We start from the raw sequence: 18618 nt of genomic DNA, 5'->3' as shown, positions 1-18618 counted from the left end.
TTTATCAAAAACACAGGGCTTTGCTAAATTGAAAGATGATGTATAAGGCCTGACACCTGCCCGGTGCTGGAAGGTTAAGTGGAGTTGTTAGCTTCGGCGAGGCAATGAAATGAAGCCCCAGTAAACGGCGGCCGTAACTATAACGGTCCTAAGGTAGCGAAATTCCTTGTCGGGTAAGTTCCGACCTGCACGAATGGTGCAACGATCTGGACACTGTCTCAGCCATGAGCTCGGTGAAATTGTAGTATCGGTGAAGATGCCGATTACCCGCAGCGGGACGAAAAGACCCCGTGAACCTTTACTATAGCTTCGTATTGGTTTTGGATAAGTAATGTGTAGGATAGGTGGGAGACTATGAAGCGGCGTCGCTAGGCGTTGTGGAGTTGTCCTTGAAATACCACCCTTTGCTTATCTAGAATCTAACTCAGCAATGAGAACAGTGCGTGGTGGGTAGTTTGACTGGGGTGGTCGCCTCCAAAAGAGTAACGGAGGCTTCTAAAGGTTCCCTCAGCACGTTTGGTAACCGTGCGTAGAGTGCAATGGCATAAGGGAGCTTGACTGAGAGACATACAGGTCGATCAGGTACGAAAGTAGAGCATAGTGATCCGGTGGTTCCGCATGGAAGGGCCATCGCTCAAAGGATAAAAGGTACTCCGGGGATAACAGGCTGATCTCCCCCAAGAGCTCACATCGACGGGGGGGTTTGGCACCTCGATGTCGGCTCGTCACATCCTGGGGCTGGAGAAGGTCCCAAGGGTTGGGCTGTTCGCCCATTAAAGTGGCACGCGAGCTGGGTTCAGAACGTCGTGAGACAGTTCGGTCTCTATCTGCTGTGGGCGTTAGAAATTTGAGTGGATTTGACTTTAGTACGAGAGGACCGAGTTGAACTAACCTCTGGTGTATCTGTTGTTCCGCCAGGAGCATTGCAGAGTAGCTACGTTGGGAAGGGATAAGCGCTGAAAGCATATAAGCGCGAAACCCACCACAAGATGAGATTTCTTTAAAGGGTCGTGGAAGATTACCACGTTGATAGGATACAGGTGTAAAGGCAGTAATGTCATAGCCGAGTATTACTAATAACCCATAGGCTTATGTATAGTTCCCGACCTTCGGGTCGGGACGCAAACTCTTTTGATAATTTACGATATGATTTTACTAATATGTTAACTTATACAGTTGTAATATACTGAAACAATTTAAGGTGATTATCGCAATGGGGCTCACCTCTTTCCATCCCGAACAGAGAAGTTAAGCCCATTTGCGCCGATGGTACTGCCAATGGTGGGAGAGTAGGTCGTTGCCTTTCTTTTAAACCTCAATCTAGTTATAGATTGAGGTTTTTTTTTGCCCTAAACTCAAATGAAAACAATGAATATCTAAGTATGAAGCTTTATATAGAATGATCTTTATTTAAATAATGATAAGTATTAAGTAAATCAGATTAATTTATCTGTGGTATCAGTAAATATTATTAAAATGATGTTTTAATCACACTGATATATTTCATTAAAGCAAACATAACAGTTTTTAGGAACTAAAACCGATAGATGAGTTTTATTGCTTGAAAAGTATTTAAGAATGCGTGTATAACTGTTTGAAGGCCTTTAATGATAGATTATAATCAAATATTTATTAATGTCTAGTTAAATATTTTTAATAAAGCTTAAAAAAAAAGATATCTAAAGCGTAACAAAGAACTGAGGTAAAAAACAAATCTTTTCTTCATTAAATTAATACAATATTATTCTATGCTCAAAATGCTATTACTTGGTATTTTGAGCTTTTATTTTTTAGCTAAACACTACTTATTTTGAGAAAACGGAAACATACTTTTCATCATAAGGCAAACCAGATTTTGCAATAGCAAAACTTTGTTTGATTAACTTATTTGAAACGGCTATTAAAGCTTGCTTTTTACTCTTTCCTTTGTTTACAATACGCTCGTAAATATCTCTACATGCTTTACTATGTTTACATGCATTAAAGGAACATAAAAACAAGAGGTTTCGTAATTTTCGATTACCTACTTTACTAATCCTACTTCGCCCCCTTACACTGCTACCTGACTCTCGTATTGTTGGGGTTATGCCAACATAACTACAGAGTTGTTTTGAGTTTTCAAACTTGGTAAAACCATCGGTTATTACAATCATAAATAAAGCTGTTTTAAGTCCTATTCCTGGAATACTTGTCAATAAGGTTAACTGTACTTGCTGCTCTTGCTTTACTAATGATAATAGTTTCTTTTCTATTCCTAAAATCTCTTTATCTAAATACTTTTTTATTCGTTTTAAACTACGATATACATATTTAGATGGAATATCTAAAACTTCCTCTCCATGGATTTTATTCTTTGTCGCTGTACGTTTCTTGATACAACTATCCATCAATCTAAACAATTGCAAACATTTACTTTGAACATTTGTGAGCGCTGTATATAAAGGCACTTCATTTATTTGTCCATATTCATAAATGGCTTTGGCATCACTTTTATCTGTTTTTATTTTAGCTAATTTCATTTGAATAAATCGCTTTAACGATAAAGGATTTACTACTGAAACAATAATGTTTTGTTTGTGTAAAAACTGAGTTAATCGATAATGATAATACCCTGTTGCTTCCATTACAACTAATGATTCTTTAGGAAGCCTTTTTAGAAAGGACTTAAAACCAGATGCATTATTTTCAAATTGATCATGGCCACTTTTACTTCCATGAACATCAAATACGTCTTTGCTAATGTCAACTCCAAAAATTTCCTTATATTTATTCATAAGAACTGATTTATGAAAGAATAAGCTACTTGACTCACAACAACTTGAAATCGAGATCTAGGTCTCACAGAACTGAACGTGATTTTTAGTAGAAAAGAGAGCCAATTACCAATGTTGTCGAAGTCAATGCTTCACCGTATAAATTAACCTTAATTCTCTCTTTTAGAGGTCAGTATATAAGTTCATATCTTTAAAGTCAACGAATATAATGTTATTATGAATATTTTTAAAGGCCAAAACCTTCTAGAGTTTGCTGATCGGTTCAAAACTAATGAAGATTGCAAGGAATATTTGGCAGATATTAAATGGAAAAATTGTTTTCAATGTGTTAAATGTGGTCATAAAAAGGCTCAAATAAGAAAGGATTTCTCACGTACTTGCAATATTTGTTCTCATCAGGAATCTGCAACGTCAAACACACTTTTCCACAAAGTTAAATTTGGAGTTAGAAAAGCTTTTTTCATTGTTTTTGAAATGAGTACAAGTACAAAAAGTCTTTCTGCAAGCTATGTTTCAGTTCGTTTTAGTGTCACAGAAAAGACAGCACGTTTATTTATGCTTAAAATTAGAGAGGCTATGAAAAGTAGTGGAAATAATCCTATGACTGGGATTGTTCATGTTGATGAGTTTGTTCTAGGTGGTCGTGAAAAAGATAAAGTGGGCAGAAGTTATAAAGCAAAGAAAAAGAAGGCTATAACTGCTGTTGAGCTAACTGAAGATGGAAAAGTAAAAAGAATGTATGCAATGAGAATCGAAGATTTTTCAGCTACTTCTTTACAATATATTTTCGTGAATCATATCAGTCGAGAAGCTAAAGTGATAACTGATAAATGGAGAGGCTACAGACCTATTGCTAAAGCCTATGATATTACCCAAATTGAAAGTAATGGAGGTATGAACTTTAAAGCTCTTCATACAATGATTCATCAAGTGAAATCTTGGATAAGAACAACTTACTCTTGGGTAAGTGACTTTAACATAAACAGATATTTTAATGAATTTTGTTTCAGAATTAATCGCTCACAAAGCAAAGAAACAATATTCAATAACTTAATAAGAAAAATGGTTGAAAAGGGTAAAGTACATCACGAACAAATTATATGTAGATAACTACTGACCTCTATAATCTTTTTATTAAATTGCTAACTTAAGATGTATTTAGACTCATAAAGTTGAGAACTTCATATTAAAAAAAATAAATATTTAGATGGATAAAGTTGATACTTTTTTAATATTATTTAATGTAAGAAGTACCTTATTAAGTATAAATAAACTACTAATCATTAAGAGGGATACTTGTTTTTAAGAAATTATGAATATAGATATATGGTAGATCTATAAAATTTAATGCAGTTTATTTTAGATTTTTTTATTTAATTACTGTTTAGTATTAAAGCAATTATCTATTGTTATAATTAGATGGCACACTTCATATCTAAATAATTTATTTAGATATGATTAACTTCTGTTTTCTCAATTATTACAGCTTGTAATTACTTATATATTGTCTTTAGTTTTTACATAGAAGTTACATATAGTATTTTCTACTAAGCTGATTATATTATGAGAAGTAGGAGTAATAAATATTTCGTTTTTATTTTCGATGCATAGTAATACCAATATTATTAGTAGATGCATTCCAAGTTAATTGTATTTAAATTAGTTGATGATGACGGAGTTTCTACATCAATAACTGGCCTTGCTAGAATATTAAGTTTATAATTTTCTACTTGCTTACTCTAAAATTGTAGAACAAGAATAAGAGTAGTAAATACAATGGTTCATATAGATTATCATTTGTGTTTAAATCACTTACTTTTATTTCTATAAGGAGTTTTGTTGCGATATTTAGATGTTTTATTTTATGTATTGGTAATAGCTTTTTTTTTATTTTTTTGAAGAAATATTTTTTATGTATTACCTGTTAAGTTCAAAATAAAAATATTTTCACAAAAAAAAGTAAAAAAAATTAGGATATTAACTTTTAATAATTGAATATTTGTACTCACAAAGTTCAATAACTTATTGACAATGTTATCAAGAAAGGTGGAGGGATTAGACCCTGTGAAACCTTAGCAACCCTTTGTTTTAGACAAAGTAGGTGCTAAATTCTACTTAATTTTAGATTCATTTATCTAAAATTGGATAGATAACTCAAAAGTAATTACTCATCTGTAATTACTAAAATTCTTTATAACATTTTTCTAGTAAGTACATTCATTTATGGATGCATTTGGCTTTTGTTTTAATTTTTTTATTAACTCAAAAAACAAGAAAAATGAGTACACAAAAATTTGCAACCAATGCGTTGCACGCAGGACATGATGTAAAACAAACAGGAGGTACAAGAGCAGTTCCTATTTATCAAACAACATCATATGTTTTTAATGATTCAGATCACGCAGCAGACCTTTTTTCATTAAAAGAACTTGGCTTTATTTATACACGATTAAATAATCCAACAAATCAAATTTTACAAGATCGTTTAGCTGCTTTAGAAGGAGGTATCGGAGCTGTCGTTTTCGCTTCAGGAACATCAGCAATTTCAACAGGTTTATTAACATTGTTAAAGGCAGGTGATCATATTGTAGCTTCTAGTAGTTTATATGGAGGTACTTACAACTTATTGAGTGTTACATTACCTAGACTGGGTATTACAACAACTTTTGTTGATGCTTCAAATCCAGATAATTTTGCTTCTGCTGTACAAGATAATACAAGAGCATTTTTTGTAGAATCTTTAGGGAATCCAAAACTTGATGTATTAGATTTAGAAGCTATTTCGGAACATTCCAAAAATGCTAAAGTTCCTTTTATTGTAGATAATACCGTTGCTACACCTGCTTTGTTAAATCCAATTAAACACGGAGCAGACATTGTAATTCATTCACTAACAAAATATATTGGAGGTCAAGGAACTTCTTTAGGAGGCGCAATTATTGATGCAGGAACTTTTAATTGGGCAAACGGTAAATTTCCAGAATTTACAGAGCCATCTGCCGGTTATCATGGTTTAGTATATCACGAAGCTTTGGGAGCTGCAGCTTATACTTTTAAATTAATTTTAGAAGGATTAAGAGACTTTGGTGGAGCATTAAGTCCTACAAATGCGTTTAACATTATTCAAGGATTAGAAACATTAGAAATTAGAATTAAAAAGCACAGTGAAAATGCATTAACTTTAGCTAAATGGTTAGAAGAGCAGGATAAAGTAGTTTGGGTTAATTATCCTGGTTTAGAGAGTAGTAAATATAAGAAATTAGCTGATAAATATTTACCAAATGGGCAAAGTGGTATTGTAACTTTTGGAGTAGAAGGAGGTTATGAGGCAGCAAAAACAATAGCTGATACGACTAAATTGTTTTCATTATTGGCTAATATTGGCGATACTAAATCTTTAATTATTCACCCAGCAAGTACAACTCATCAACAGCTAAGCAATGAAGCACAAGCAAGTGCTGGAGTTTCGCAAGATTTAATAAGACTATCTGTAGGGCTTGAAAATATTGAAGATTTAAAAGCTGACTTAAAAGAATCATTTTCTAAAATATAAAAAGATAATAGTATAACGCCGAATTTTTTTGAGTTTTTTGAAGTGAGAAAATAATTTGATGTAAATCATTCGGTTTTAAATATTAAAAAAATAACAAGTTGAGAGATAATCTACCTTATATAAATATTCTTAAGTTTAGTACTGAAAACAATGCTTTTTTTGATGAAATTCCGTTAAGCTATGAAGTTTTTGGAAGAGAATTAGGTACTGCACCTGTAATATTAATTAATCACGCATTAACAGGAAATAGTGATGTTGCCGGTGAACATGGTTGGTGGAAAGACCTAGTTGGGCAAGAAAAAGTAATAAATACACAAGCATATACTGTTTTATCTTTTAATATTCCTGGAAATGGGTATGATGGTTTTTTAATTGATGAGTATAAAACATTTGTTGCTCGAGATATTGCAAGATTATTTTTATTAGGAATTAAAGAACTTAAAATAAATAAATTATTTGCTTTAATTGGAGGTTCTTTAGGAGGAGGAATTGCTTGGGAAATGGTTGTGTTACAACCACAAGTTGCAGAACATTTTATTCCTATAGCTACGGATTGGAAATCCACCGATTGGTTGATTGCAAATTGCCAAATACAAGAACAGTTTTTAACAAATTCAAGTAAACCTGTTCATGATGCTCGTATGCATGCAATGTTATGCTATCGTACACCTACATCTTTTAAAGAACGTTTTAAGCGCTCAAAAAATGAAGATTTACAAGTTTTTAATGTAGAAAGTTGGTTGTTACATCATGGTGAAAAATTACAGGAACGTTATCAATTAGCTTCTTATAAATTAATGAATCAATTGTTAAAAACGATTGATGTTACAAAAGGTAGAGTACATCAAAAAGTATTAGAAACTATAGATGCAAATATTCATATTATAGGAGTTGATTCTGATTTATTTTTTACAGCAGAAGAGAATAGAGAAACTTATAAACAGTTAGCTTCCATTCATAGTAATGTAACATATAGCGAAATTAATTCGGTACATGGGCATGATGCTTTTTTAATAGAATACGAGCAATTAGAAAAAATTATTGAACCAATATTCAATAAAAATTCAAAAAATAAAAAAATGAAAATTTTAAAGTTTGGAGGGAAATCATTATCTAACGAAGGAATACAAAATGTTGTTTCTATTATTGAAGATAAAGTTAATGAAGGAGAAAAAATAGCAGTTGTAGTTTCTGCTAGAGGTAATGCAACTGACGATTTAGAAAATTTGTTAGAGAAAGCCTCAAAGAATGAACCCTATAAAGATAATTTAGAAATCTTTAGGAATTATCAAACTAAAATAACACCATTAGTTGATTTTTCTAATGAGTTTTTAAGATTAGAAGAATTATTTGAAGGAGTTCGTTTATTAGGTGATTATAGTAAAAAAATAAAAGATGAAGTACTTGCTCATGGAGAATTATTATCAATAAAAGTAGTTTCAGAATTATTAAATAATAAAAATGTAAAAGCACATGTAACTGATGTAAGAAAATTATTAAAAACAGATGAGAGTTTTGGTAATGCTTTGCCAATAATCGCGTTATCAAAAGAAAATGTAATTCATCATTTTAAACAATTTAAAGAGAATACAGTAGCTATAATACCTGGTTTCATTGCTTCTAATTTAAAAGGTGAAACAACTACTTTAGGTAGAAATGGTAGTAATTATACAGCTTCATTAATTGCAAATTATTTAGATGCAGAAGAGTTACAAAACTATACTCATGTAGATGGAATTTTTACAGCAAATCCTGATTTAGTTTCAGATGCTATAAAAATAGAAGAGCTATCATTTTCAGAAGCAAATGAATTAGCAAATTTTGGAGCAAACATTTTACATGCAAAAACAATTATTCCATTATTAGAAAAAAATATTAATCTACGTATTTTAAATACATTTAATCCAAAAGATAATGGAACTTTAATTACAGCTAAATCTACATCTAAAGGAATAAAATCACTTTCTGTTTTAGATAAAGTAGCGTTATTAAATTTTGAAGGAAGAGGTTTATTAGGAAAAGTAGGTGTTGATGCACGTATATTTAGAACCCTAAGTAATGCTGGAATTAGTGTAAGTATAATTTCACAAGGTTCATCAGAGCGAGGCATTGGTTTGGTAATTGATAAGGATAAAGCAGAAGAAGCTGTTAAAGTTTTAGAGAAAGAATTTGAAAATGATTTATATACAAAAGATGTAAACCAGATCTCAATTGTAGATAATGTCTCTGTAATTTCTATAATAGGGCAAGATTTAAGTGAATTTCACCATCCTTATAATTCTTTAATTAAGAATCAAATTGTGCCTTTATTATTTAATAATACCATTTCAGGTAAAAACGTAAGTATTGTTGTTAAAAAAGATGAATTACATAAAGCACTTAATGTAATTCATGGTCAAGTTTTTGGAATAGCAAAAAAAATAAACATAGCAGTTTTTGGAAAAGGCTTAGTTGGTGGTACTTTAATAAATCAGATAATAGAGAGTTCTAAATCGGTTTTAGAACGACGTAAAATTCAATTAAATATTTTTGCGATAGCAAGCTCTAAAAAAGTATTATTAATTAAAAATGGAGTTGCTGAAAATTGGGAAAAAAATTTAGAGGAAAGTGCTAATGACAGTTCAATAGTAAATTCGATTATAGCATACTCAAAAAAGCATCATTTAGAAAATTTAATAGCAGTAGATAATACAGCAAGTAGTGATTTTATAAAAAATTACATTCCTTTAGTTGAGTCAGGTTTCGATTTGGTTTCTTCAAATAAAATAGCGAATACAGTTTCACATTCATTTTATAAAGAGTTAAGAGTATCATTAGATAAAAATAATAAATCATATTTATATGAAACAAATGTTGGCGCTGGATTACCATTAATTGATACAATAAAATTATTACATGATTCAGGAGAAAATATAACACGTATAAGAGGTGTGTTTTCAGGATCATTAAGTTATTTGTTTAATAAGTTTTCTTCTGAAGAAACACCATTTTCAACAATACTACAAGAAGCAATAGATAGTGGATTTACAGAGCCAGATCCTCGTGAAGACCTATGTGGTAATGATGTAGCAAGAAAATTATTAATTTTAGCTAGAGAATTAGATTTAGAAAATGAATTTGAAGATATTTCTATTGAAAATTTAATTCCAAATAAATTTAGAGATATTACTTCTGAAGAATTTTTAGCGAACTTAGATAAATTAAATTCTCATTTTCAAAATGAAAAAGAACTTCAAAAAGAGAACCATGTGTTACGATATATTGGAGACTTGCATGGAGATTTACAGCAAAGTAAAGGAGAATTAGATGTTAAATTAGTTTCTGTACCAGTAAGTTCACCTTTAGGAAGTTTAAAAGGTTCGGATGCTATTTTTGAAATATTTACAGAATCATATGGTGAGCAACCTATTGTAATTCAGGGAGCAGGAGCAGGAGCAAAAGTAACAGCAAGAGGTGTTTTTGGGGATATATTACGATTAGCAAAAAATAATAATTAGGCATTAATGTCATAAAAATATAAGAGGTATTGCATAAGTAGTACCTGTAAAAATAATAAATATGAGTAAGAATTTTGAAACACAAGCGATAAGAACACAAACAGAACGTTCACAATTTTCAGAGCATTCAACACCATTATATTTAACATCTAGTTTTGTTTTTGATGATGCAGAAGATATGAGAGCATCATTTGCAGAAGAAAAAGAGAAAAATTTATATAGTAGATTCTCAAATCCTAATACTACAGAGTTTGTTGATAAAATAGTTGCTATGGAAGGTGCTGAAGCTGGTTATGCTTTCGCAACAGGTATGGCAGCAGTGTTTTCTACATTTGGAGCATTATTAAATGCAGGAGATCATATTGTTTCATGTCGTTCAGTTTTTGGATCTACTCATAGTTTATTTACCAAATATTTACCAAAGTGGAATATTGAAACTAGTTATTTTAATATTACTGAAGTAGATACAATTGAGAGTTTAATTAAACCAAATACTAAAATTTTATATGCTGAAACTCCAACAAATCCAGCTGTAGATATTATTGATTTAGAATTGTTAGGTGAGATAGCAAAAAAGCATGGTTTGTTATTGGTTATAGATAATTGTTTTGCTACTCCGTATCTACAAAATCCTATTAAGTTTGGAGCTGATTTAGTTTTGCACTCAGCAACTAAGTTAATTGATGGACAAGGAAGAGTTTTAGGAGGTGTAGCTGTTGGACGTAAAGATTTAATAAAAGAAATTTATTTATTTTCAAGAAATACAGGACCAGCAATGTCACCTTTTAATGCATGGGTTTTATCAAAAAGTTTAGAAACATTAAGTATTCGAGTAGATAGACATTGTGAAAATGCTTTAAAAGTAGCCAACTTTTTAGAAGAACATCCGAAGGTAAATTTAGTAAAATACCCTTTTTTAAAATCTCATCCTCAATATGAAATAGCAAAAAAGCAAATGAAATTAGGAGGTAATGTTGTTGCTTTTGAAATTAAAGGAGGTATTACTGCGGGAAGAAATTTCTTAAACGCAATTAAAATGTGCTCATTGTCTGCAAACTTAGGTGATACAAGAACAATTGTAACGCACCCAGCATCTACAACACACAGTAAATTAAGTGTTGAAGATAGGTTAGAGGTGAGGATTACAGATGGGTTAGTAAGATGCTCTATCGGTTTAGAAAATGTAGTAGATATTATTAATGATTTAAAACAAGCTTTAGAGAATTAACAATTAAATAAAAGTGTATTTTTGTAGTATGCTTTCTAAAAAAACAAAATACGGCTTAAAAGCGCTAGCATTTATTGCTAGGCAAGAAAAAGGAGATAAAGTTCAAATAGCAACGATCTCTAAGAGCGAAAATATTTCTCATAAATTTTTAGAAAGTATATTACTTACCTTACGAAAAGCAGGATTTTTAGGAGCTAAAAAAGGAAAAGGAGGCGGTTACTATATGTTAAAAGAACCATCAGAAATAAAAATGACAGATGTTATTAGAACTTTAGAAGGACCTATAGCAATGTTACCTTGTGTAAGCCTTAATTACTATGAAAAATGTAGTGACTGTCCTGATGAAGATGCATGTTCTGTTCACAAATTAATGATACAAGTTAGAGATAATACTTTAAAAGTACTTCGAAATAATACACTTGCCGATCTGGTGTAATACTCAACAAATTTAGGGGTTTTGTAAATTATTTAAATAAATGTTTTTTTATTTGAAATGTATATATATATTTGTTGAATCTTAAAACCTAGTTACCCGATAGGGAATAGAATTTAAAAATGATTTTAGAACAGTTAATAGAAGAAAATAAAAATTACAAATCTGATAAAAACTCAGAGAATCCTTGGAGAAGTTTTGTTAAATCGGTTAGTTGGAGAGTAATTGGAACTATTGATACAGTTTTAATTTCTTGGTTAATAACTGGCGAACTGGCATTAGCTTTTTCTATAGGAAGTATAGAGTTGATAACAAAAATGGTTTTGTATTTCTTTCACGAGAGAATTTGGAACAAAATAAAATGGGGAAAATAATGAGTTTACAAGACGAATTTAATGTTGAAGAGTTAAACAAAGGATTAGAGAAATTAAGTCCAAAAGAAATTGTAGAATGGGTTTTTGAGTTAAACAAAAAAACAATAATTACTACTAATTTTAGACCTTATGAAGTAGCTCTTTTACATTTAGTAACTAAAGACAATCCATCAATAAAAGTTGTTTGGTGTGATACAGGTTATAATACCCCTCAGACTTATAAACACGCAGAAGAGTTAATTGATAAATTGAGTTTGAATGTTCGTTTATATGTACCAAAACAAACCGTGGCTCATCGTAATATAACCATGGGGCTTCCTTCTGTAGAAGATGAAAATCATGAAAAATTTACAGAACAAGTAAAGTTAGAGCCTTTTAAAAGAGCAATGGCTGAACATCAACCAGAAATATGGTTTACTAATTTACGTAAAGGGCAAACAGCTTTTAGAGATAGTATTGGTGTAATTTCATTTAGTAAAGAAGGAATTTTAAAAGTAAGTCCTTTTTATAACTGGTCAGATAAAGATTTAGATGAGTATTTAAGCGATAATAAACTTCCAAACGAGTTTAAATATTTTGATCCAACAAAAGTAGAGAGTAACAGAGAATGTGGTTTACATATTTAATAATTTTATTATGAGTACAAAAACAATAAAAGTAGGCCCTTTAGAAAGTGAAGCCATATATATATTTAGAGAAGTAGTTTCTCAGTTTGAAAAACCAGTATTGTTATTTTCAGGAGGAAAAGATAGTATAACATTGGTAAGACTTGCTCAAAAAGCATTTTATCCAGCAAAAATCCCTTTTCCTTTAATGCATATAGATACAGGACATAATTTTCCTGAAACTATTGAATTTAGAGATCGTTTAGCAAAAGAATTAGGTGTTGAATTAATTGTTAGAAACGTTCAAGACAATATTGATAAAGGAAGAGTAAAAGAAGAAACAGGTAAGTACGCTAGCCGAAACATGCTACAAACCGAAACATTATTAGATGCAATTGAAGAGTTTGGTTTTGATGCATGTATTGGTGGCGCACGTAGAGATGAAGAAAAAGCAAGAGCTAAAGAACGTATTTTTTCTGTTCGTGATGACTTTGGTCAATGGGATGAAAAAAATCAGCGTCCAGAATTGTTTGATATGCTAAATGGAAGAATTGATTTAGGGCAAAATGTACGAGTTTTTCCTATTTCAAATTGGACAGAGCTAGATGTTTGGTCATACATTAAAAGTGAAGAAATTGAAATTCCATCAATTTACTTTGCACATAAAAGAGCTACTTTTTTACGAGATGGATTAATATGGTCAGCAGAAGATGATGTTGTTTATAGAGATGAAAATGAAGAGGTAGAAGAAAGAATGGTGCGTTTTAGAACTGTTGGAGACATGAGTTGTACAGCAGCTGTACTTTCTAATGCTGTTGACATAAATACAGTAGTAGATGAAATTAAAGTATCAACAATATCAGAGAGAGGTGCTCGTATAGATGATAAACGATCAGAAGCAGCCATGGAGAAACGTAAGCAGCAAGGGTATTTTTAAAATTTAATAAAGTGAATTTTCCATTTAACTAAAGCATTTTAGTCTTTAGTAATTTAAATATAGGCAAGTAGTAAAATATAGCTATCAGCCAAAAGCATAAAAAAATGAATGTATTAAAAATAGCAACAGCAGGTAGTGTAGATGATGGTAAAAGTACCTTAATCGGACGTATTTTATATGACACTAACTCGTTAACAGATGATAAGCTAGAAGCCATTGAAGAAAAAAGTAAGCAAAGAGGTTTTGATTATTTAGATTTTTCATTAGCAACAGATGGTTTAGTTGCAGAAAGAGAACAAGGTATTACGATAGACGTAGCTCATATATATTTTTCGACCCCAAAAACGAGTTTTATTATTGCTGATACTCCAGGGCATATTGAGTATACACGAAATATGGTTACAGGAGCTTCAAACTCACAAGCATCAATTGTATTAATTGACGCACGTAATGGAGTAATTGAGCAAACTTACCGTCACTTTTTTATAAATACACTATTAAGAGTTGAAAACGTAGTTATAGCTATTAATAAAATGGATTTGGTTGATTTTTCAGAAGAAAAATTTAATCAAATAAAAAATGAAATTGAATATTTAGCAAGTAAAAGTTCTTATAAAAGTCAAAAATTAACTTTTATACCTATGTCGGCTTTACAAGGAGACAACGTTGTTAAAAAATCAGAAAAGACACCTTGGTATAAAGGAGAAACATTATTAGATCATTTAGAAGGTTTAGTTTCTGAAGATTTACAAGAAAAGTCTCAAACACGCTTTCCTATACAAACTGTTATACGACCTAAAACAGATAAATATCATGATTTTAGAGGATATGCAGGTAAAATTTATGGAGGAGATTTAGCAGTAGGTGATTCGGTAACAGTATTACCATCAGCAACAGAATCAAAAATAAAAAGTATTCATTTCTTTGATAAAGAGTATTTAGAAGCTAAAAGAGGAAGTTCAGTAACAATTACTTTAGAAGATAATGTAAATGTAAGTAGAGGTGATATGTTAGTGAAAACGAACGAACAACCAACAGTTGCTAAAGAGTTAGATGCAACTATTTGTTGGATGGATAAAGATCCTTTAGAAGCTTCCAATAAATATTATGTAAAACATGGAGTAAACGATGTGCAAGCAAAAATCATGTCATTATCATCTATTATAAAAACTGATTTTTCAGGGGCAGAAGAAAACCCATCACAATTAACATTAAATGAAATTGGAGATGTAACTTTAAAATTAAGTAAACCATTGTTTTTTGATTCTTATGATAAAAATAAAGCAAATGGAACTTTTATTTTAATCAACCCTAAAACAAATAATACTGCCGGAGTTGGCTTTATTAAGTAATTCAAAATAGTATGGCAATTATAATAACAGACGAATGCATCAATTGCGGGGCATGCGAACCAGAATGCCCAAATACAGCTATTTATGAAGGGGCTGAAGATTGGAAATATAGTGAAGGAACTTCATTAACAGGAAATGTAAAATTAAAAGATGGTATTGAAGTAGATGCAGAAGAAACACAAGAAGCAGTATCTGACGAATATTATTTTATAGCACCTGATAAATGTACAGAGTGCATAGGGTTTCATGAAGAGCCACAGTGTGCAGCGGTATGTCCAGTAGATTGTTGCGTACCAGATGACAATCATGTAGAAACAGAAGAAGAATTATTGGCAAAACAAAAATTCTTACATAATTAAAAAGTAACGCTTACGAGCTTTAAGATATATAGTAATGCAAAGTTTTAGAACCGAAATAGAAAACCCAATTGTAGAAAAAGATATTCTAGAATTAGAGAGAAAAATCCAACTTTTTAAAGATGGAAAAATAGACGAAGAACGTTTTAGAAGTTTACGTTTGGCAAGAGGAGTTTACGGTCAGCGTCAATTTGGAGTACAAATGATTCGTATAAAATTACCTTATGGTAAAGTTACTAGCGAACAATTACATAGGATTTCAGATGTTTCAGATGAATATTCTCGTGGAAGATTACATATTACGACAAGACAAGATATTCAAATACATCACGTAAGTTTAGATAGAACGCCAGAATTATGGGCGCAATTAGAGAAAGACGATATTACTTTAAGAGAAGCTTGTGGTAATGCAGTAAGAAATATTACAGCATCAGAAACAGCAGGGATTGATGTAAATGAGCCTTTTGATGTTTCACCATATGCAGATGCTACGTTTAAGTTCTTTTTAAGAAATCCTATATGTCAAGAAATGGGACGTAAATTTAAGATGTCTTTTTCAGGTACAGATGATGATACTGCTATTAGTTTTATTCATGATTTAGGATTTATTGCAAAAGTAAAGACTGAAAACGGAGTAACTAAAAAAGGGTTTAAAGTTTTATTAGGTGGTGGTTTAGGTTCACAACCAAGACATGCAGATGTTATTTATGACTTTTTAGATGAAGATGTTTTAATACCAACAATTGAAGGTGTTTTAAGAATTTTTGATCGATTTGGAGAGCGTGCAAAAAGAGCAAAAGCAAGATTAAAGTTTTTAGTTAAAGAATTAGGTGTTGAAGCTTTTTTACAATTAGTTTCTAAGGAAGTTAATGCTCTAGAAAATAAAACATTTAAAGTAGATACAACTGAATTTGAGAAGCCTATACTTTTTCAAGAAATAGCAATACCTTCAGTGAAAATTGAAGATGAAAAAGCTTATGAAAAATGGAAAGAAACGAATGTAATTAAGCAAAAACAAGAAGGTTTATTTGCAATTGGAATTAAAGTTCATTTAGGAGATTTTTACACTCCAAAAGCAAGGTTGTTAGCTGATTTAGTTAAAAAATATGCAGCAAACGAAATTCGTTTAACATTACGTCAAAACATTTTGGTTCGTCATGTTAAAGAAGAATTAATACCTTTTTTCTATATAGAATTACAAAAATTAGGTTTTGCAAAAGCAGGTTATAATTCTACGGCTGATATTACGGCGTGTCCTGGAACAGATACTTGTAATTTAGGTATTTCTAGTAGTACGGGAATTGCTGTTGAGTTAGAAAAAGTATTAGAAGAAGAGTATCCAGCATATTTAAATAATAAAGAAATAGCTATTAAAATTAGTGGATGTATGAATGCATGTGGGCAGCATAATATGGCGCACATTGGTTTTCAAGGAATGTCTATAAAAGTAGGTAATTTACAAGCACCGGCTTTACAAATTTTAATAGGAGGAGGTATATTAGGTGATGGAAAAGGTCGTTTTTCTGATAAATTAGTTAAAATTCCAAGTAAAAAAGGACCAGAATCATTACGAGTTTTATTAAATGATGTAGCTAAAAATCAACAAGAAAAAGAAACTTTTTTAGAATATTACGACAGGCAAGGGAAAACGTACTTCTACGATTTATTAAAAAAATTATCTGATACAAGTGATTTAGTACCAAGTGATTTTATAGATTGGGGACATTCAGAAAACTATGTAAAAGCAATTGGAGTAGGAGAATGTGCTGGAGTTGTAATTGATTTAATCGCAACACTTTTATTTGAAAGTGAAGAGAAAATAACCAATTCAGAAGAAGCATTAAAGGAAGATTTATTTTCTGATAGTATTTATCATTCATATACATCTCTGATTAATACAGCAAAAGCATTATTAATTGCAGAAAATGTAAAAACAAATACGCAAGCGGGTATTATTACGAGCTTTCAAGAGCATTTTATAGCTACTGATAAAGTTAGTTTAGAGACCAATTTTGAAGATTTTGTATATCAAATAAAGAAAGAAGCACCCACAAAAATATTTGCAGAGAGCTATTTAAATGATGCAAAAGCATTTTATAAAAAGATTGACGCTTATAGAAAAAAAGCAGTAAGTAATGTATAATAAGATTCCGAAATTAACCGTTGTTGGCGCTGGTCCAGGGGATGTAGATTTAATTACGCTAAAAGCTATTAAAGTTTTAAAAACTGCAGATGTTGTTTTATATGATGCTTTGGTTAATGAAGAGTTATTAGATTTTATAAACCCGAATGCAGAATTAATTTTTGTAGGAAAACGTAGAGGTTGTTATAAATATCAACAAGAACAAATAAATGAGTTGATTGTTGAAAGAGCAAAAACTCATGGACATGTAGTTCGTTTAAAAGGTGGTGATCCTTTTATTTTTGGAAGAGGTGCAGAAGAAATGGAGTTTGCAGCAGCTTTTAATATAGAAACAGCAATGGTTCCAGGTATTTCATCTTCTTTAGCAGTACCAGCATATCAAAATATACCTGTTACAAAGCGTGGAAGTGCAGAAAGTTTTTGGGTGATTACAGGTACAACAAAAGAACATAAATTATCTAACGATGTAGCTTTAGCAGCAAAATCTAAAGCTACAGTAGTGGTATTAATGGGAATGGGAAAATTAGCTGAAATTGTAGCATTATTTCAAAAAGAAGGTAAAAATGAATTACCAGTAGCTATAATTCAAGACGGAACAACTTCTAGAGAGAAGGTAGGTATTGGAACTGTAGATACTATTTTAGATATTGTAAAAGAAAATGAGCTAAGTAACCCTGCAATTATTGTTTTAGGCGAAGTTGTAAAACACAGAGAAGCTTTAAAAAAGGCAAAAGAAGAATATTCAAAAGAGTTAATAGCTGTATAATGGAACAAAACGAATTATACCCAATTTTTTTAAAAACCAAACAGTTAGAAACACTTATTGTAGGAGGCGGTTTTGTAGCTTTAGAGAAATTAACGTTTTTATTAAAATCAAGTCCGAATTCTAAAGTAACAATGGTTTCTACATTTTTTAGAGAAGAAACACAAGCGTTAGCAAATAAGTTTGGTATAAAAATGATTATTACTAAATATGATAACTCATACTTGAAAGACAAACACATGGTTATTGCAACAACAGACAATGTTGATGTAAACGTCCAAGTTTATAAAGATTGTAAGCAAAGAAATGTTTTAGTAAACGTAGCTGATAATCCTCCATATTGTGATTTTTTTATGGGAGGTATCGTAACAAAAGGAAATGTGAAAATAGCAATTTCTACCAATGGGAAATCACCAACTACAGCAAAAAGATTACGACAATTCTTTGAAGAAATAATTCCAGAAGACATTAACGAATTAGTTCAGAATTTAAATAAGTTTAGAAAAACAATTAAAGGTAACTTTGAAAATAAAGTAGTACAGTTAAATCAATTAACGAAAAGTTTAATAAGTTAAAAGATTATAACTTTTATAAAACAAGAAA

Annotated in this window: 14 protein-coding genes, 2 rRNA genes and 1 riboswitch (1 of these 17 running past the window's edge); of the genes, 15 read left to right on the top strand and 1 reads right to left on the bottom strand. The window is 30.8% G+C overall.

Features of this window, described 5'->3' with window-relative positions; translation table 11 throughout:
- Positions 1 to 1097: ribosomal RNA gene (locus CXF68_RS17650) — 23S ribosomal RNA — on the top strand (it extends 1787 nt beyond the left edge of the window).
- 100 nt (positions 1098 to 1197) lie between these two features.
- A 5S ribosomal RNA gene (gene rrf, locus CXF68_RS17645) occupies positions 1198 to 1306 on the top strand.
- A 499-nt stretch (positions 1307 to 1805) separates the two neighbouring features.
- Here the strand turns inward: rrf and CXF68_RS17640 are convergent.
- The gene (locus tag CXF68_RS17640) at positions 1806 to 2774 is read right to left on the bottom strand and encodes an IS110 family transposase (RefSeq protein ID WP_101046421.1); all 969 of its coding nucleotides are present in this window, start codon (positions 2772 to 2774) and stop codon (positions 1806 to 1808) included.
- A gap of 216 nt (positions 2775 to 2990) precedes the next feature.
- Here CXF68_RS17640 and CXF68_RS17635 point away from each other — a divergent pair, with 216 nt between their 5' ends.
- The 13 genes from CXF68_RS17635 (at position 2991) to CXF68_RS17575 (ending at position 18590) form a co-directional block, all read left to right on the top strand.
- The gene (locus CXF68_RS17635) at positions 2991 to 3884 is read left to right on the top strand and encodes an IS1595 family transposase (protein ID WP_101042912.1); all 894 of its coding nucleotides are present in this window, start codon (positions 2991 to 2993) and stop codon (positions 3882 to 3884) included.
- 921 nt (positions 3885 to 4805) lie between these two features.
- Positions 4806 to 4930: riboswitch (SAM riboswitch) on the top strand.
- A gap of 122 nt (positions 4931 to 5052) precedes the next feature.
- On the top strand, positions 5053 to 6327 hold the full coding sequence (locus tag CXF68_RS17630; RefSeq protein ID WP_101047585.1) for an O-acetylhomoserine aminocarboxypropyltransferase/cysteine synthase family protein: 1275 nt from the start codon (positions 5053 to 5055) through the stop codon (positions 6325 to 6327).
- A gap of 98 nt (positions 6328 to 6425) precedes the next feature.
- Positions 6426 to 9824: a bifunctional aspartate kinase/homoserine dehydrogenase I gene (gene thrA, locus CXF68_RS17625; protein ID WP_101046420.1), complete on the top strand. Its 3399-nt coding sequence runs from the start codon at positions 6426 to 6428 to the stop codon at positions 9822 to 9824.
- Positions 9825 to 9885: 61 nt separating this feature from the next.
- Positions 9886 to 11052, top strand: coding sequence for a PLP-dependent aspartate aminotransferase family protein (locus CXF68_RS17620; RefSeq protein WP_101046419.1), 1167 nt, complete (start codon positions 9886 to 9888; stop codon positions 11050 to 11052).
- Between the two features lie 28 nt (positions 11053 to 11080).
- The gene (locus tag CXF68_RS17615) at positions 11081 to 11488 is read left to right on the top strand and encodes an Rrf2 family transcriptional regulator (protein ID WP_028888181.1); all 408 of its coding nucleotides are present in this window, start codon (positions 11081 to 11083) and stop codon (positions 11486 to 11488) included.
- Between the two features lie 119 nt (positions 11489 to 11607).
- On the top strand, positions 11608 to 11859 hold the full coding sequence (locus CXF68_RS17610) for a DUF2061 domain-containing protein (protein ID WP_101046418.1): 252 nt from the start codon (positions 11608 to 11610) through the stop codon (positions 11857 to 11859).
- On the top strand, positions 11859 to 12485 hold the full coding sequence (locus CXF68_RS17605; RefSeq protein ID WP_028888183.1) for a phosphoadenosine phosphosulfate reductase family protein: 627 nt from the start codon (positions 11859 to 11861) through the stop codon (positions 12483 to 12485). The genes CXF68_RS17610 and CXF68_RS17605 overlap by 1 nt, the downstream gene beginning before the upstream one ends.
- 10 nt (positions 12486 to 12495) lie before the next feature.
- Positions 12496 to 13401, top strand: coding sequence for a sulfate adenylyltransferase subunit CysD (gene cysD, locus CXF68_RS17600; RefSeq protein ID WP_101046417.1), 906 nt, complete (start codon positions 12496 to 12498; stop codon positions 13399 to 13401).
- 104 nt (positions 13402 to 13505) lie between these two features.
- Entirely contained in the window at positions 13506 to 14753 is a 1248-nt protein-coding gene (locus CXF68_RS17595) for a sulfate adenylyltransferase subunit 1 (RefSeq protein ID WP_101046416.1), read from the top strand.
- Positions 14754 to 14764: 11 nt separating this feature from the next.
- On the top strand, positions 14765 to 15112 hold the full coding sequence (locus CXF68_RS17590) for a 4Fe-4S dicluster domain-containing protein (RefSeq protein ID WP_101046415.1): 348 nt from the start codon (positions 14765 to 14767) through the stop codon (positions 15110 to 15112).
- A gap of 34 nt (positions 15113 to 15146) precedes the next feature.
- Positions 15147 to 17252 (top strand): HEPN domain-containing protein, encoded by a 2106-nt coding sequence (locus CXF68_RS17585; RefSeq protein WP_101046414.1) that lies wholly within the window; start codon positions 15147 to 15149, stop codon positions 17250 to 17252.
- Positions 17245 to 18018 carry a uroporphyrinogen-III C-methyltransferase gene (cobA, locus tag CXF68_RS17580; protein WP_101046413.1) on the top strand — a complete coding sequence of 258 codons (774 nt, stop codon included), beginning with the start codon at positions 17245 to 17247 and terminating at the stop codon, positions 18016 to 18018. The genes CXF68_RS17585 and cobA overlap by 8 nt, the downstream gene beginning before the upstream one ends.
- The gene (locus CXF68_RS17575) at positions 18018 to 18590 is read left to right on the top strand and encodes a bifunctional precorrin-2 dehydrogenase/sirohydrochlorin ferrochelatase (RefSeq protein ID WP_101046412.1); all 573 of its coding nucleotides are present in this window, start codon (positions 18018 to 18020) and stop codon (positions 18588 to 18590) included. Before cobA ends, CXF68_RS17575 begins: the two co-directional genes overlap by 1 nt.
- Positions 18591 to 18618 lie beyond the last annotated feature (28 nt).

The organism is Tenacibaculum sp. Bg11-29 (assembly GCF_002836595.1).
Lineage (GTDB): Bacteria > Bacteroidota > Bacteroidia > Flavobacteriales > Flavobacteriaceae > Polaribacter.
This window is presented reverse-complemented; position numbering and strand designations above follow the sequence as displayed.

Coding starts and splice junctions, on each gene's coding strand:
- CXF68_RS17640 (WP_101046421.1), bottom strand. CDS start 2,774: ATGAATAAATATAAGGAAATTTTTGGAGTTGACATTAGCAAAGACGTA.
- CXF68_RS17635 (WP_101042912.1), top strand. CDS start 2,991: ATGAATATTTTTAAAGGCCAAAACCTTCTAGAGTTTGCTGATCGGTTC.
- CXF68_RS17630 (WP_101047585.1), top strand. CDS start 5,053: ATGAGTACACAAAAATTTGCAACCAATGCGTTGCACGCAGGACATGAT.
- CXF68_RS17620 (WP_101046419.1), top strand. CDS start 9,886: ATGAGTAAGAATTTTGAAACACAAGCGATAAGAACACAAACAGAACGT.
- CXF68_RS17615 (WP_028888181.1), top strand. CDS start 11,081: ATGCTTTCTAAAAAAACAAAATACGGCTTAAAAGCGCTAGCATTTATT.
- CXF68_RS17610 (WP_101046418.1), top strand. CDS start 11,608: ATGATTTTAGAACAGTTAATAGAAGAAAATAAAAATTACAAATCTGAT.
- CXF68_RS17605 (WP_028888183.1), top strand. CDS start 11,859: ATGAGTTTACAAGACGAATTTAATGTTGAAGAGTTAAACAAAGGATTA.
- cysD (WP_101046417.1), top strand. CDS start 12,496: ATGAGTACAAAAACAATAAAAGTAGGCCCTTTAGAAAGTGAAGCCATA.
- CXF68_RS17595 (WP_101046416.1), top strand. CDS start 13,506: ATGAATGTATTAAAAATAGCAACAGCAGGTAGTGTAGATGATGGTAAA.
- CXF68_RS17590 (WP_101046415.1), top strand. CDS start 14,765: ATGGCAATTATAATAACAGACGAATGCATCAATTGCGGGGCATGCGAA.
- CXF68_RS17585 (WP_101046414.1), top strand. CDS start 15,147: ATGCAAAGTTTTAGAACCGAAATAGAAAACCCAATTGTAGAAAAAGAT.
- cobA (WP_101046413.1), top strand. CDS start 17,245: ATGTATAATAAGATTCCGAAATTAACCGTTGTTGGCGCTGGTCCAGGG.
- CXF68_RS17575 (WP_101046412.1), top strand. CDS start 18,018: ATGGAACAAAACGAATTATACCCAATTTTTTTAAAAACCAAACAGTTA.